The 13,964-nt window shown below is 72.3% G+C and carries 14 protein-coding genes; 8 read left to right on the plus strand and 6 right to left on the minus strand.

Annotated features, from left to right (window positions below; translation table 11 throughout):
* Positions 1-34 precede the first annotated feature (34 nt).
* Both ACWAT2_RS18750 and ACWAT2_RS18755 read left to right on the plus strand, forming a co-directional pair.
* Positions 35-412: a chorismate mutase gene (locus tag ACWAT2_RS18750; RefSeq protein WP_402378075.1), complete on the plus strand. Its 378-nt coding sequence runs from the start codon at positions 35-37 to the stop codon at positions 410-412.
* Between the two features lie 149 nt (positions 413-561).
* Positions 562-1,812 carry a baeRF2 domain-containing protein gene (locus tag ACWAT2_RS18755; RefSeq protein WP_402378077.1) on the plus strand — a complete coding sequence of 417 codons (1,251 nt, stop codon included), beginning with the start codon at positions 562-564 and terminating at the stop codon, positions 1,810-1,812.
* 71 nt (positions 1,813-1,883) lie between these two features.
* On the opposite strand, the gene valS is transcribed toward ACWAT2_RS18755, so the two are convergent.
* Positions 1,884-4,694 carry a valine--tRNA ligase gene (gene valS / locus ACWAT2_RS18760; RefSeq protein ID WP_402378080.1) on the minus strand — a complete coding sequence of 937 codons (2,811 nt, stop codon included), beginning with the start codon at positions 4,692-4,694 and terminating at the stop codon, positions 1,884-1,886.
* A 79-nt stretch (positions 4,695-4,773) separates the two neighbouring features.
* Between valS and ACWAT2_RS18765 the strand changes: the two genes are divergently transcribed.
* Genes ACWAT2_RS18765 through ACWAT2_RS18780 form a run of 4 tightly spaced genes read left to right on the plus strand, consistent with a single transcriptional unit; the run spans position 4,774 to position 8,049 of the window.
* The gene (locus ACWAT2_RS18765) at positions 4,774-5,697 is read left to right on the plus strand and encodes a bifunctional helix-turn-helix transcriptional regulator/GNAT family N-acetyltransferase (protein WP_402378082.1); all 924 of its coding nucleotides are present in this window, start codon (positions 4,774-4,776) and stop codon (positions 5,695-5,697) included.
* Positions 5,698-5,742: 45 nt separating this feature from the next.
* Positions 5,743-6,747: a TIGR03557 family F420-dependent LLM class oxidoreductase gene (locus tag ACWAT2_RS18770; RefSeq protein ID WP_402378085.1), complete on the plus strand. Its 1,005-nt coding sequence runs from the start codon at positions 5,743-5,745 to the stop codon at positions 6,745-6,747.
* The gene (gene cofE, locus ACWAT2_RS18775) at positions 6,744-7,583 is read left to right on the plus strand and encodes a coenzyme F420-0:L-glutamate ligase (protein ID WP_402378088.1); all 840 of its coding nucleotides are present in this window, start codon (positions 6,744-6,746) and stop codon (positions 7,581-7,583) included. The genes ACWAT2_RS18770 and cofE overlap by 4 nt, the downstream gene beginning before the upstream one ends.
* Before the next feature lie 49 nt (positions 7,584-7,632).
* Positions 7,633-8,049: a hypothetical protein gene (locus tag ACWAT2_RS18780; protein ID WP_402378090.1), complete on the plus strand. Its 417-nt coding sequence runs from the start codon at positions 7,633-7,635 to the stop codon at positions 8,047-8,049.
* Positions 8,050-8,055: 6 nt separating this feature from the next.
* Here the strand turns inward: ACWAT2_RS18780 and ACWAT2_RS18785 are convergent, their stop codons facing one another.
* Together ACWAT2_RS18785 and ACWAT2_RS18790 are read right to left on the minus strand one after the other, a co-directional pair.
* Positions 8,056-8,436 carry a VOC family protein gene (locus ACWAT2_RS18785; protein WP_402378093.1) on the minus strand — a complete coding sequence of 127 codons (381 nt, stop codon included), beginning with the start codon at positions 8,434-8,436 and terminating at the stop codon, positions 8,056-8,058.
* 13 nt (positions 8,437-8,449) lie between these two features.
* A complete protein-coding gene (locus ACWAT2_RS18790) occupies positions 8,450-8,956 on the minus strand; it encodes a YbaK/EbsC family protein (protein ID WP_402378096.1) in 507 nt (168 codons plus the stop codon).
* Positions 8,957-9,045: 89 nt separating this feature from the next.
* Here ACWAT2_RS18790 and ACWAT2_RS18795 point away from each other — a divergent pair, with 89 nt between their 5' ends.
* A complete protein-coding gene (locus ACWAT2_RS18795; RefSeq protein ID WP_402378099.1) occupies positions 9,046-9,837 on the plus strand; it encodes an alpha/beta fold hydrolase in 792 nt (263 codons plus the stop codon).
* A gap of 3 nt (positions 9,838-9,840) precedes the next feature.
* Here ACWAT2_RS18795 and ACWAT2_RS18800 read toward each other — a convergent pair whose 3' ends face one another.
* Positions 9,841-11,067: an AI-2E family transporter gene (locus ACWAT2_RS18800; RefSeq protein WP_402378101.1), complete on the minus strand. Its 1,227-nt coding sequence runs from the start codon at positions 11,065-11,067 to the stop codon at positions 9,841-9,843.
* Positions 11,068-11,162: 95 nt separating this feature from the next.
* Between ACWAT2_RS18800 and ACWAT2_RS18805 the strand changes: the two genes are divergently transcribed.
* A complete protein-coding gene (locus tag ACWAT2_RS18805) occupies positions 11,163-11,636 on the plus strand; it encodes a cold-shock protein (protein WP_402378104.1) in 474 nt (157 codons plus the stop codon).
* Positions 11,637-11,640: 4 nt separating this feature from the next.
* Here ACWAT2_RS18805 and ACWAT2_RS18810 read toward each other — a convergent pair whose 3' ends face one another.
* Together ACWAT2_RS18810 and ddaH are read right to left on the minus strand one after the other, a co-directional pair.
* Positions 11,641-12,786, minus strand: a complete 1,146-nt coding sequence (locus ACWAT2_RS18810) for a magnesium and cobalt transport protein CorA (RefSeq protein WP_402378106.1) — start codon at positions 12,784-12,786, stop codon at positions 11,641-11,643.
* A gap of 311 nt (positions 12,787-13,097) precedes the next feature.
* Entirely contained in the window at positions 13,098-13,856 is a 759-nt protein-coding gene (gene ddaH, locus ACWAT2_RS18815) for a dimethylargininase (protein ID WP_402378109.1), read from the minus strand.
* Positions 13,857-13,964 lie beyond the last annotated feature (108 nt).

Below are 13,964 nucleotides of genomic sequence, written 5' to 3' on the forward strand. Positions count from 1 at the left end.
ACCGGCCGCCGCGTCGCGATCGTAGGATCGAGGCATGGTCCAGCCCTTCGACGAAGCGCCCGTCCCCGAGACCGGTCGTGCGCTGCCGGCCGAGATCCTCGCGCTGCGCAGCACCATCGACAACATCGACGCTGCGCTCGTCCACCTGCTGGCCGAGAGGTTCCGAGCGACAGAACGGGTCGGTGAGCTCAAGGCGACGGACGGACTGCCGCCCGCGGACCCGCAGCGGGACCGCCAGCAGATCGACCGGCTCAAGACGATCGCGTCGGGCGCGGGTCTGGATCCGCAGTTCGCCGAGGAGTTCCGCAACTTCATCGTCTCCGAGGTGATCCGGCACCACGAGCGGATCGCGGCGGACCACGCCGCGGGACGACGCCCGGGAAACGCGCCGCCGCTCGACACCTACAGTTGAAGAGCTCGGGGGAGGGGTCCGTCCACCTGAGGTGACCGGCTGTTCGTGGAGCGCGAAACGACCCTCTCCACGGGCGGTCGCGGGTGGCGCGCCGCCGGGATCCGTCGCACGCTGGGAGGCACAGTCGACGGACCCAAGGGGGATCCTGCATGACGATCGAATGGCTCAAACCTCTCGTCGGCCACCCGGGCCCGTTCGCGACCGTCTACCTTGACGCGACGCGTGCGGCCGAGGCCGGGGACCGGGACGTGGCGAACCGCTGGCGCTCGGTGCGGCGGATGCTGACCAAGCAGGGCACACCGGATGCCGTGCTGAGTGATCTCGACGAGGCGGTCGACCGCCCCACACGGGTGCCGGGACCGCACGGCCGCGTGCTCATCGCCGACGCCGAAGGCGTCCTGGTGGACCGGGTCCTGCGGGAGCCGCCGGCGGTCATGGCGGGCGTCTGGCACCCGGTGCCGTCGCTGCTGCAGGCAGCGCGTTCTGCGGACCAGGCGGTGGACGCGCTCTGCGTCGCCGTCGACCGCCAGGGCGCGGACTTCTGCGTCCTGGACGGCGAAGGCCATCCCGTGGGAGAGGTGGAGACGTTCGAGGGCTCGCACGACGAGGTCTCCAAGACGTCCAGCACCCGCACCAAGCGGGCCACGATCGAGTCCCGTGCGGAGGACTCGTGGCGCCGCAACGCTGAGGGCGTCGCGGGCGAGATCGGACGCCGCGCGTCCGCGGACCAGCCCGAGATCATCGTGATCACGGGCGACGTCCGGGCGGTCAACCTGGTCCGTGGAGAGCTCGGGCAGGACGCGGCCCGGATCACGGTCGAGGTGCCGGGCGGCGGCCGCGGAGGGTCCGGGGTCCACCCGGGGGCTTTCGCGGCAGCGGCGGCCGACGCCCTCGAGTCGTTCCGGGAGCGTCGTCGCGAGCGCGTCCTGGCCGAGCTCCGCGAAGGACTCGGCCGCGACGCGGGTGCGGTCACGAGCGTGGACGACGTGGTCGAGATGCTCTCGCGCGGTCAGGTCAAGCACCTCGTGCTGTCCGAGCAGCTCGCCGACGACGCGGCACGCGCCCTGCGGTCCTGGAGCGACGGCGAGACCAACGGGGCCGCGACGGGCGGCCTGCTCGGCGGGCGCAACCTGTGGATCGGCCCGGAGCCGCTGCACATCGGTGTCGCGAAGGCCCAGCTCGAGGGCCTGGGTGTCACGGACGGGCTCGAGGAGCTACCGGCGGCGTCGGCTCTCCTGCGCGCCGCCGTGGCGCAGGACGCGGGGCTCGTGTTCGCGCCCGAGGGATCGGTCGAGCTCATGGACGGCGTCGGTGCGACGCTGCGGTGGCACGACGACGGCACGCCGCACGAGTCCGCGGACTCGATGAGCGGTGACAGCGGGCGTCGCAACACGCTCTGACGAGGAACGGACGCCGGGGCGGCACGCAGATCGCGTGCCGCCCCGGCGTCCGTCGTGTGCGCCCGGTGGTGTCAGCCGCGCGGCTTCTTGGCCGGCGGCTCGCCCAGCTCGGAGGCGGTGACGACGATGCCACCCTGCACGTCCGGGTCACCCTGCCCCTCGGTCGCCTCGACGAGCTCGAGCGGGCCCTCGACGCGACCGGCGCCGCGCACGTCGCCGATCGCCGACTCGACGCCGGGCAGCAGCGCCACCGGCACGGCCACGGTCCCCGAGAGGATCGGGGTCCGCATGGAGACCTTCGCCGCGGACTTGACCTTGCGCAGCGCGGCGAGCGCGTTGCCGGCGGCGGTGAGGTCCAGCGGGTCCGCACCCACTGCGGCCGACCGCAGGGGCTCCGCCGTCGGCCACGGAGCCCGGTGCACCGAACCGGTGCGCCACCAGGACCAGACCTCCTCGGTGGCGAAGGGGATGTACGGCGCGAGCAGGCGGAGCATGACGTCGAGCGCGAGCGCGAGGGCGGTGCGCGCGGAGACCGTCTCGGCGCTGAGGGCGTCGGCGGAAGCCCCGGCCCCGTACGCGCGGTCCTTGACGAGCTCGAGGTAGTCGTCGCAGAACGCCCAGAAGTACGACTCGGTCAGCTCGAGCGCGCGGGTGTGGTCGTACGCCTCGAGCGCCGCGGTGGCCTGGTCGACGACGTCGGCCAGGCCGGCGAGCATCGCCCGGTCCAGCTGCACGGTCACGGCAGCCGGGTCGAGGGTGATCTCGCCCGCGCCGGTCTCCGGGTCGACGCCGAAGGTCAGGGCGAACTTGGAGGCGTTGAGGACCTTGATGGCCAGCCGACGGCCGATCTTCATCTGCCCGACCTCGAACGCGGCGTCCGTGCCGAGCCGTGCGGCGGCCGCCCAGTAGCGCACCGCGTCCGAGCCGTGCTCGACGAGCAGGTCCATCGGGGTGACGACGTTGCCCTTGGACTTGGACATCTTCTTGCGGTCCGGGTCGAGGATCCAGCCGCTGATGGCGGCGTTCTTCCACGGCAGCACGCCGCACTCGAGGTGCGAGCGCACCACGGTGGAGAACAGCCAGGTACGGATGATGTCCTGGCCCTGGGGGCGCAGGTCCATCGGGTACACGCGCTCGAAGAGGTCCGTGTCCCGCTCCCAGCCGGCCACGATGAGCGGCGTCAGCGACGACGTCGCCCACGTGTCCATGACGTCGGCGTCTCCGACGAACCCGCCCGGCTCGCCGCGCTGCGACTCGTCGTAGCCGGCGGGTGCCTGGGAGGTGGGGTCCACCGGGAGCTCGGCGGCCGACGGCGTGATCGGGTGCTCGTGGTCGATCTCGCCCGAGTCGAGCACCGGGTACCAGACAGGGACCGCCACGCCGAAGAACCGCTGGCGCGAGACCAGCCAGTCGCCGTTGAGGCCACCCACCCAGTTCTCGTAGCGCACGCGCATGAAGTCGGGGTGGAAGTCGAGCTCCTTGCCGCGGGCCAGCAGCTCGGACTTGAGGTCGCGGGTGGTCCCGCCGGTGCTCCACTCGCGGCCGCCGTTGCGGATGTACCACTGGCGCGACGTGACGATCTCGAGAGGCTTGTCGCCCTTCTCGTAGAAGTTCGTCATGCGCTGCGTGGGCTTCGGCTCGCCGTCCAGGTCGCCGGAGTCGACGAGCGCCTCCACGACGGCCTTGCGGGCGCTGAAGGTGGTCTTGCCGGCGAGGCCCTCGGCGTAGAGCCCGGCACCGGGTCCGGCGGCGATCCACTCCGGCGTCTCGCGGTGCAGCCGCCCGTCACGGCCGACGACGGAGCGCGTCGGCAGCTGCAGCTCGCGCCACCACTGCACGTCGGTCAGGTCGCCGAAGGTGCAGCACATCGCGATGCCGGCACCCTTGTCCATCGCGGCCGCCGGGTGCGCCAGGACGGGGATCTCGACGCCGAAGAGGGGCGACGTCACCGTGGTGCCGAAGAGGTGCTGGTAGCGCTCGTCGTCCGGGTGGGCGATGAGGGCGACCACGGCGGGCAGCAGCTCGGGCCGGGTCGTCTCGATGTAGACGGGCTCGGTGGTGGTGCCCGCCGCCCCGGTGCGGTGGAACGCCACCCGGTGGTAGTGGCCGGGGTACTCGCGCGCCTCGAGCTCGGCCTGGGCCACGGCCGTCTGGAACGTCACGTCCCACAGGCCCGGCGCCTCGGCCTGGTAGGCCTCGCCACGCTCGAGGTTGCGCAGGAACGCCCGCTGGCTCGCGGCACGCGACGTCGCGTCGATGGTCTGGTAGGTCTGCGACCAGTCGACGCTGAGGCCGAGCCGGCGCCACAGCTCCTCGAACTGGCGCTCGTCGTCGGCGGTGAGGCGCTCGCAGAGCTCGATGAAGTTGCGGCGGCTGATCGGGACCTGGTCGGCAGGCTTGACGGCCTTGCCCTCGGTCCCGGCGTGCGGGGGCTCGAAGCCCTCGACGTACGGCAGCGACGGGTCGCACCGCACACCGTAGTAGTTCTGCACCCGGCGCTCGGTGGGCAAGCCGTTGTCGTCCCACCCCATCGGGTAGAAGACCTCCTTGCCCCGCATGCGCTGGAACCGGGCGATCACGTCGGTGTGGGTGTAGCTGAACACGTGACCGACGTGCAGCGAGCCGGAGACGGTGGGCGGCGGGGTGTCGATCGAGTAGACCTGCTCGCGCGTGGCGGTGCGGTCGAAGGCGAAGGTGCCCTCGGCCGACCAGCGCTCGTCGAACTTCGGCTCGAGCCCGTCGGTGCTGACCTTGTCCGGTACCTCCCGGACCACCGCGCGCACGACGTCGCCGGCCTGGCCGGTACCGGTGGTGGGTGCGGAGGTCTGTGCGGGCGCCGCGTCGGACTGCGCGCGGGCCCCGGTGCTCGGGAAGTCGCTCATGGTCAGTCATTGTCCCAGATCGCGTCCCGTCCTCGTCACGGCTTCCGGACCGCGAAATTCTCTGACTAAGATCAGAGGTATGGCAACTCCTCGTCCGTCGCCCGCCGCCGTCGAGCAGCCGGACCTGCCCGACCACGTCGAGGTCGTCCGCCGCTTCAACCGCAGCTATACCCAGCGCATCGGTGTGCTGGAAGAGTCCTTCCTGGGCCTCGGCATGCCGCTCGGGACCGCCCGGCTCCTCTACGAGATCGGCGCGGAGCCCGGCACGACGCGCGACCTGCGGGCTCGCCTCCACCTGGACTCCGGCTACCTGAGCCGCCTGCTGCGGCGGCTGGAGGCGGACGCGCTGGTGGTCGTCGGGCCCGACCCGGACGACCGTCGTCGTCGGCGCGTCGAGCTCACCCCCGCAGGGCGGCGGGCGTGGGCCGAGCTCGAACGACGCTCGGCCGAGCGCGCGGAGTACCTGGTCGCGCCCCTGACCGGCCGCCAGCGGGCCCGGCTGGCCGCCGCGCTCGCGGAGGCCGACCTCCTGGTCCGTGCGGCGACCGTGCGGATCGAGGAGGTCGACCCGGCGGGTGCCGCCGCGCTCGCTGCGGTCCGGTCCTACGTCGCCGAGCTCGACGAACGGTTCCCCCGCGGGTTCGAGGTCGGGGACCTCACCGCGGGCACGGAGCGGCTGCGGCGACCCGACGGCGCCTTCATGGTCGCCACCAGCGACGGGGTGCCCGCCGCCTGCGGCGGGGTCCAACCGCTCGGCGGTGGCGTCGGCGAGATCAAGCGCATGTGGGTGCACCCGGGATGGCGTGGCGCCGGCCTCGGGTCGCGGCTGCTGCGGCACCTGGAGGGTGTCGCGCGCGACCTGGGCCACAGCGCCGTGCGCCTCGACACGCACGGGTCCCTCACCGAGGCCGTCGGGATGTACCGCCGGGCGGGCTACCGGGAGATCGAGCGCTACAACGACAACCCCTACGCCGAGCACTTCTTCGCCAAGGGCCTGCACTGACGTCCCGGCCGCCCACCGTCGGCGCCGGGGGATAGGCTCGGGAGCATGGCTTCTGATCTCACCGTCGGCTACGCCGCGATGCTCGAGCAGTTCCACCCCACCGAGGTCGTCGACCTCTCGGCGTACGCGGAGGAGCACGGCTTCTCCGGGGTGATGGCGGCGGACCACTTCCAGCCGTGGGTGCCGCAGCAGGGGCACGCCGCGTTCGTGTGGAACGTCCTGAGCGCCCTGGGCGAGCGCACCCGGGGGGACCTGGGTCCGGGGGTCACCGCACCGACGTTCCGGTGGCACCCCGCCATGGTGGCCCAGGCGTCCGCGACCCTCGCCGCGATGTACCCCGGCCGGCACTGGCTCGGCCTCGGCTCCGGCGAGGCGCTCAACGAGCACGTCACCGCGGGCTACTGGCCGGAGGCTCCGGAGCGCATCAACCGGATGTTCGAGGCGATCGACATCATCAAGAAGCTCTTCACCTCCGGGCTGGAGGGCAAGGACGTCAAGCACTCCGGCCAGTTCTACAAGATGGAGTCCACCCGGCTGTGGACCATGCCGGAGGTCGCCCCGGAGATCCTGGTCGCCACCGCAGGCCCGGTGACCGCGAAGCGTGCCGGCAAGCACGCCGACGGGCTGATCACCGTCGGCGCCCCGCTGGAGAAGATCGAGATGCTGTTCGGCCGTTTCGACGCCGGTGCGCGCGAGGTGGGTCGCGACCCCGAGCCGATGCCCAAGGTGCTGCAGGTGCACATGTCGTGGGCCGAGACGGACGAGGAGGCCATGGCGAACGCCATGACCGAGTGGCCCAACGGCGGCATGAAGTTCCCCAAGGCGGACATCCGCTCTCCGCACGACTTCGCGCAGATGGCCAAGCTGGTGCGGCCGGAGGACTTCGAGGGTCGCATGGTCGTCTCCGCCGACCCGGACAAGCACCGCGAGGCGATCCAGAAGTACGTCGACCTCGGCTTCGACCGCATCTACCTGCACAACGTGGGCCGCAACCAGCGCGAGTGGATCGAGACCTTCGGCCGCGAGGTGCTGCCGAAGCTCGTCCGGTGACAGCGCCCGACGGCGAGGCGCAGCTCTTGCGGGACGCACGCCTCGAGGTGTGGGCACCGGCAGGGCTCGGTGAGGTGCGGCCGGGAGACGACCTTGCCATGCTCGTCGGAGACCTGCTCGCAGGTGAGGCGCTCGCGGAGGGTGACGTCGTCGTCGTCACCTCCAAGATCGTGTCGAAGTCTGAGGGCAGGGTCGTCCGAGCCGCCGACCGCGAGCAGGCGATCACCGACGAGACGGTGCGGGTCGTGGCCGTGCGAGAGCGTCCCGGCGGGCTGCCGCCGCTGCGGATCGTGGAGAACCGTCTCGGGCTCGTGATGGCCGCGGCCGGCGTGGACGCCTCGAACACCCCGGAGGGCACGGTGCTCCTGCTGCCCCTGGACCCCGACGCCTCGGCCCGGACGCTGCGGGCCGCGCTGCGGCGACGGTTCGGGATCGACCGCCTGGGCGTGGTGGTGACCGACACTGCTGGGCGGCCGTGGCGGGACGGGGTCGCCGACATCGCGATCGGTGCCGCGGGGCTGCAGGTCGTGGACGACCTGCGCGGCGGCACGGACGCCCACGGCCGACCGCTCTCGGCCACCGTCACCGCGGTGGCCGACGAGATCGCCGCAGCCTCGGAGCTGGTGCGAGGCAAGACGACCGGACGCGCCGTCGCCGTCGTGCGTGGCGTCGGGCGGTATGTGTTGCCCGGTGGCGGTCCGGACGGCGACGGAGCCGGTGCGCGCACGCTGGTGCGGGGCGGACCGGACGATCTCTTCCGCGAGGGGACGGCCGAGGCCTACGCACGCGGCGTCGCGGACGCTCGCGCCGAGGTAGTGCCCCGCTCGCCGAGGTAGTGCCGACAATGTTCTCGCCGGACGGCGGCCCGGCCGTTAGCGTGGCCGCATGCTGCCCACGGGATGGATCGAACATCGGCGAACCGGCGACCGCGAGGTCGTCGGCTGGATCCGGCCCGACGGCGACGACTGGGTCGCCGTCTCGCTGCTGGGTCACGACCTGACCGAGCCGGTCGACTGGCTGGCCGCCGAGGAGGCGCTCGACGCGACGAGCCTGTCGTGGCTCGCCGACCCGTGGATGCTCGACCAGGCCGAGGGTGTTCCGCTGCGTGTCCGCCTGGTGGAGGTCACCCCGGACAAGGTCGTGGTGCAGACCGACGACTTCGGCGCGATCGACGCGCAGGTCGAGCGGTACGTGCTGCCATGGCCCGCTCCGCCGCGCCTGCGTCCCCGGCGGTCCGACGACCCCGACGGTCGGGTCTTCGCCGGAGCCCCTGTCGACGGGACGCCTCCCGTGCTGGACTGAACCGGGTCAGACCGGGTCGAGGCGCGCCCTGAGGAGGCAGAACTCGTTGCCCTCCGGGTCGGTGAGGACGTGCCACGCCTCATCGCCCGACTGGCCGATGTCCGCCGGGCGCGCACCGATACTCAGGAGGCGTTCGAGCTCGGCGTCCTGGTCACGGTCGGTCGCGTTGACGTCGAAGTGCAGCGGGAGCTTTCCTCGCCTCGGGTCGTCGCTACGGCCGAGGACGATCGTCGGCTGCGGACCGCCGAACCCCGCCCGCGGACCGATCTCGATCGAGCCGTCCTCCTCGCGGTCGAGCTCGACGAAGTCCAGGACCTCGCACCAGAACCGGGCAAGGCGCTCCGGGTCGTGGCAGTCGAGGACGAGCTCGCTGATGCGGCACGCCATGGGATCTCTCCTCTCAGCCCGCTGAGCCTGCGGGCGCTTCGACCGGGACGGGCTCGCCGCCGGTGATCCGCACGAGCTCGTCGAAGGTCGTCGGGAACACCGTGCGAGCGTGACCGGCGGCTGCCCACACGACCGGGAACTCTGCCAGCGCGGCGTCGACGAGCGTTCGCACCGGTGCCGGGTGCCCGAGCGGCGCGACGCCGCCGATCACCTGGCCGGTCGCCTCCTTGACCGTCTCCTTCGACGCCCGCCCGACGCGTCCACCGAGGCGATCCCCGAGGAACCCGGTGTCCACCCGGTGCGCGCCGGAGGTCAGCACCAGCAGCGGTTCCTCGTCCAGCGTGAACACGAGCGAGTTCGCGATCGCGCCGGACTCGACGCCCAGCGCGCGTGCGGCGGCCGCGGCCGTGGTGACGGCGTCGTCGAACCAGCGGATGCCGCCGGCAGCGGAGGCGGCGCCGGCGGCCAGGAGCGCGGCACGGACCTGGTCGACGGCGGCATGGGACGTCGAGGCGTTCATGCCGCCGCAGCGTAGCGGTCGCGCGCGACAGGGGCTACCGTCACGGGGTGAGGTCCGGGATCCTTCTCCCGGGCCGTGGAAGGAGACGGATGACGCAGCACGTGTCGAGCGTGACCGGTGATCGCATCGGCTTCGACCGCTACGGCAAGGGGAGCCCCGCCGTCGTGTTCGTCGCGGGTGCCGGGCCGTACCGGGCGACCGACCCCGTCACCACGCGGACGGCGCAGCTCTGCGCCGAGCAGGGACTCACGACGCTCGTGTACGACCGGCTCGGGCGGGGCGACAGCCCCGCCGACGGACCGCTCGATCTCGATCGCGAGCTGCACGCGCTGTCCGCGGTGATGGATGCGGCCGGACCACCCGTGGTGCTGGTCGGGCACTCGTCCGGCGCCGCGATCGCCCTGTGCGCCGCGGACGCGGAGCTACCTGCGGCCGGCCTGCTGCTGTGGGAGGCGCCGCTGGCAGCACCCGCGGACGACGTCGCCCGGTGGATCATCGAGTTCGAGCGTCGTCTCGACGCCGAGGACTACGTGGGTGCCACCGAGCAGTACATGAAGGACATGCCACCGCAGTGGCTCGAGGGCCTGCGCGCCTCGCCCGACTTCGAGCTCCTGGCCCGCGCCGCGGTGAGCCAGCGGGCGGACGGTCAGGCCCTGGTCCGTGCCACCGACCTGGTCGAGACCGAGCGTCTGCGCGAGCTCGCCATCCCGGTGCTGGCCACCTACGGGTCGCAGACCGCCCCGGAGATGCCGACGGCCGCCGAGCGGATCGCCGGTGCCGTCACGCGCGGTGCGGTGGAAGAGGTCGCCGGCGCCCAGCACTCCTGGGAGCCGGAAGCGATGGCGGAGCGGATCGTGCGCTTCGCGCGCGGCGACGACTGACCGCTACCGCGCAGGATCCTGCTCGGCCGTGGTGCCGGGGGTGACGTCCGCGGCTGCTCCGGCGGCCGTGTCGTCCGTCTCGATCCCTCCGGCGGCGTCGACGTCGTCGGTGTCCGGCGAGGCCTCGACGTCGTCCGCGGTGCGCTCGGACGGGACGGCATCGGTGACGTCGTCGCCGGAGAGCCAGCGCAGCCAGTTGTTGCGAGGGTCGCCCTCCAGGACGAGCGCCCGCACGAGCAGGGTGAGCGGGATCGCCAGGATCGCGCCCAGCGGGCCGATCACGAAGGTCCAGAACACCACCGAGACGAAGCTGAGGGTGAGCGAGAGCGAGACGGCGTCCGCGACGAACTTGGGCTGCACGAAGACCTGCAGCACGACGTTGACGACGCAGTACACGGCGACGACGGCGAGCGCCAGCTGCCAGCCACCCACGACGAACCCCATGACCATCGGCGGGATGAGCCCGAGGACGAACCCGATGTTGGGCACGAAGTTGGTGACGAACGCGAGGATGGCCCAGATGCCCGCCCCGGGGACGTTCAGCAGCCACAGCGCGACGCCGTCGACCACCGCCACGATCGCGCCGAAGGTCGCGTTGACCACGTAGTAGCGACGTACCCCGGTGCTGAACCGGGTGGAGCGGTCGATCGCGTCGGCGCGCGTGGTGCCGAAGTGCTCCTGCGCCGTGGCGTAGCGTGCGGCGTCGACGGCCATGAAGACGGCATAGGCCAGCACGAAGAAGAAGGCGGTGCCGATCGTGACCACGGTCCCGCTGACGGTCCCGGCGACGGACAGGATGTTCGAGGGCTGCAGCCAGGACGTCACGGTGTCGGCGACCTGGGTGTCGATGCCCGTCGTCGCGAGGTAGCCCTCCACCTCGGCGACCGACCGGGCGAGCTCGGGGATGTAGCTCCGCACGAGCTCCGCGAACTGGAACCCTGCCCACGCCAGCATCGCGAGGAAGGCCGCGAGGATGAGGTAGGCGACGACCACGACGACGGTGGTGGCGGCCCAGCGTGGCCAGCCGCGAGCCTCGAGAGGGAACCGCACCGGGTGGCAGATGATGACGATCACGGCGGCGAGGAACAACGGTGCCAGGACGCCGGACGCGAGATGGACCGCGGCCAGCACGACAGCACCCGCGGCCAGCACGAGCAGCGTCCGGGCGGCAGGGCCGAGGCCCGGGTCCGTGCGGGACAGGACGGTAGGGGCGCCGGGCGTCGAGGTCACGCGTCGACCCTAACGGCCGGACTGGCACCCGGGCGCGGGCCGCGCCGACCGGTCCCGCCGTCGGCGTGCAGGGATATGCTGCGAGGAGGGTCGACGTGAGGTGGTGGCTGCCGGTGCGCGGCGAGGTGGTGCGGTACGACGCCGTCAAGGGCTATGCGTTCGTCGCGGCCGAAGGGCTGGAGGAGGACGTCTTCCTCCACGTCAACGACATCGACTTCGACAAGACGCTCATGGCGGTCGGCGCGGTGGTCGAGCTCGTCCACGAGGTGGGTGAGCGAGGGCCGCGTGCGGTCAGCGCGTCGCTCGTGCGGTCGCCCGTCGCTGATGCCGTCCAGGAGGCCCTGGGTGGCGGTCAGGTCCCGCTGGTGGGACCGAGGACGACGGCGGAGCCCGCCCCGAGCGGCCACGCGCACGACGGGTTCGCCGACGTCCTGTCGGCGGCCGAGCTGCGCAGCGAGGTCACCGAGCGGCTGCTCGCCTCGGCCGGTGACCTCACCGGACGGCAGGTGCTCGCCGTGCGGGGCACCGTCGAGCAGATCGCCCGGGCCCACGGCTGGCTCGACTCCTGACGGGCTACATCCACTTCTTCCAGCGGAACACGCCGTAGAGGCCGACGCTCACCGCGAGCATGGCGAGCAGGGCCACCGGGTAGCCCCACGCCGCGTGCAGCTCCGGCATGAAGTCGAAGTTCATGCCGTAGACCGACCCCACCAGCGACGGGGCGAAGATGATCGCCGCCCAGCCGGAGATCTTCTTGACGTCGTCGCCCTGCCGGATCGAGACCTCGGTCAGGTGCGTCATCTCCTCGTTCTGCCGCTGCGCCACCAGGGTCGCGTTCACCGTGAGGATGTCGCGCAGCACCACGCGGAAGGTCTCGACGGACTCGGCGACCTCGATGAGGTGGTCGGCGACGTCGCGCAGGTACGCCTGGAGCTCCTCGTCGACGTGGTACTTCTCGGCGCCCTTGGCCAGGGACTGGCACACGTTCTGCAGGGGGCGCACCGCGCGCTGGAAGTCGACCACCTCGCGCGACAGCTCGTAGATGCGCCGGGAGACGGACTTGTCGCCGGAGAACACCTCGGACTCGATCTGGTCGATGTCGAAGTCGAGGCCGGACACGACGGGCGCGTAGTCGTCCACGACGCGGTCCATGATCGCGTAGAGCACGGCCTCCGGGCCACGGGAGAGCATCTGCGGTGTCGACTCGAGGCGCCCGCGGACCGTGGCGAGGTCGGGGGAGTCGCCGTGGCGGACGGACACCACGAAGTCGGGACCCACGAACAGGTGCAGCTCGGAGAACTCCACCTCCTCGATGGAGTCCAGATAGCGCGCGGCGTGCAGGACGACGAACAGCGTGTCGCCGTACCGTTCGATCTTGGGCCGCTGGTGGGCCTGGATCGCGTCCTCGATGGCCAGCGGGTGCAGGTCGAACTCGCGGGCGAGGGCGGCCAGCTCGCGTTCGTCGGGGCGCTCCAGGCCGATCCAGGCCATGCCGCCCGGCGTCGAGCGCAGAGCGCGGAACGTGTCCGCGAGCCGGGTGAACGACGCGGTGCGATGGCCGCCGTCGTCGTAGACGACGGCAGCCACGATGGCGGAGCGGGGCCGGAGCGGGGTCGGCGGCGTCGCTTCGGGGCCGACGGCGGGCGTGCCGCCGCGGCGCGGGCGCAGGGCCCCGAGGACCTGGCGGGGACGTGCCGAGCGAGGAGAGCTGAAGGCCATTGGGACTCCCAGGCGTGCAGGAACGGTGGTCTGCGTGCTGTGGATCCCGCGACTGAGGCGGCGTACCGGTACTTCGTTCAGGGACGGCGGCGTCCCGCGCGCAGCGCAGGACGGTATCGAGCCGAGGTCAGTCGCGGCTCGGACTACTAGGAGGCTCGCTGCGGGTCATGCGCGACACCTCCTCGCGGTTCGGGCGGCGTGGTCGCCGCATGCTCTGGGCCGGCCCAGTCTACTCCGGCCCAGGCCAGGGCGCCTGGAGCGGTCCGGTGACGTGGCTCACCGCTGTCGCGGGGCGGGTGGGTCGGGGGCGTTCAGCGCAGCCGCACCGACAGGCACGTCACACAGCCCTCGAGCTTCTCCAGCTCGGTCACCGGCGTGGTGACGACGTGCAGCCCGTGCTCGCGGAAGATCTTGGCGCTGCGCGGGGCGGCGGCGGACATCAGCACGGTGCGCTCGTCGAGGACGACGACGGCGGTGCCCTCCGGCTCGGGGACGGGCAGGAACCGCTCGAAGACGTCGGGGTCGTCGACCAGGGGAGGGTGCCCGACGACGGTGCCGTCCGGCAGGGCCGTGACCGCGCTCTTGAGGTGCAGCGCCTTCGTGACCGGCACAGCCACCACCTGCCACCCGCGGGGGGCGAGCAGCTCGTCCAGCGCGGCGATGCCGGCGTCGTCAGTCCGGGAGCTGCGTCCCACGTAGGCGGTGCGGCCCACCTTCAGCACGTCACCGCCCTCGAGCGTGGCGGGTGCCGCGATCTCTGCGAGGTCGAGCCCGAGGCGCTCGACGACGGGACGTACCGAGTCGAGCTCGCCGCGACGGGACGCGGCGCCGGGCCGGGTGAGGACCGCCAGGTCGCCGAACACGACCACCGTGTCCTCGACGAAGACGCCGTCGGCGTGCTCGTCGGCCGGGTCCAGCTCGGTCACCGACCAGCCGCGCTCGCGGAACGCGGTGACGTACCGCTCCCACTGCTCACGGGCGAGGCCGGCGTCGACCGGCACGCGGTCCAGGTGGGTCAGCTCGCCCTCGGCGAGGCGGGGCGAGGGCGGTCGCACGAGAAGTCGATGCACCGGGCCAACGTAGCGCGCCGCCCCTTGCCCTTTTACCGATGTCGGTAGTTCGTGCCGAGATCGGTAGTGCGCACTACCGATCTCGGCACGAACTACCGACATCGGTAA

The organism is Isoptericola sp. GX10416 (genome assembly GCF_056590155.1).

What these genes read in the sequence shown, in the direction of transcription:
- valS (WP_402378080.1), bottom strand. Translation starts at nt 4,694, where the DNA reads ATGAGCGACTTCCCGAGCACCGGGGCCCGCGCGCAGTCCGACGCGGCG.
- ACWAT2_RS18780 (WP_402378090.1), top strand. Translation starts at nt 7,633, where the DNA reads ATGCTGCCCACGGGATGGATCGAACATCGGCGAACCGGCGACCGCGAG.
- ACWAT2_RS18785 (WP_402378093.1), bottom strand. Translation starts at nt 8,436, where the DNA reads ATGGCGTGCCGCATCAGCGAGCTCGTCCTCGACTGCCACGACCCGGAG.
- ACWAT2_RS18770 (WP_402378085.1), top strand. Translation starts at nt 5,743, where the DNA reads ATGGCTTCTGATCTCACCGTCGGCTACGCCGCGATGCTCGAGCAGTTC.
- ACWAT2_RS18765 (WP_402378082.1), top strand. Translation starts at nt 4,774, where the DNA reads ATGGCAACTCCTCGTCCGTCGCCCGCCGCCGTCGAGCAGCCGGACCTG.
- ACWAT2_RS18810 (WP_402378106.1), bottom strand. Translation starts at nt 12,786, where the DNA reads ATGGCCTTCAGCTCTCCTCGCTCGGCACGTCCCCGCCAGGTCCTCGGG.
- ACWAT2_RS18755 (WP_402378077.1), top strand. Translation starts at nt 562, where the DNA reads ATGACGATCGAATGGCTCAAACCTCTCGTCGGCCACCCGGGCCCGTTC.
- ACWAT2_RS18750 (WP_402378075.1), top strand. Translation starts at nt 35, where the DNA reads ATGGTCCAGCCCTTCGACGAAGCGCCCGTCCCCGAGACCGGTCGTGCG.
- ACWAT2_RS18795 (WP_402378099.1), top strand. Translation starts at nt 9,046, where the DNA reads ATGACGCAGCACGTGTCGAGCGTGACCGGTGATCGCATCGGCTTCGAC.
- ACWAT2_RS18790 (WP_402378096.1), bottom strand. Translation starts at nt 8,956, where the DNA reads ATGAACGCCTCGACGTCCCATGCCGCCGTCGACCAGGTCCGTGCCGCG.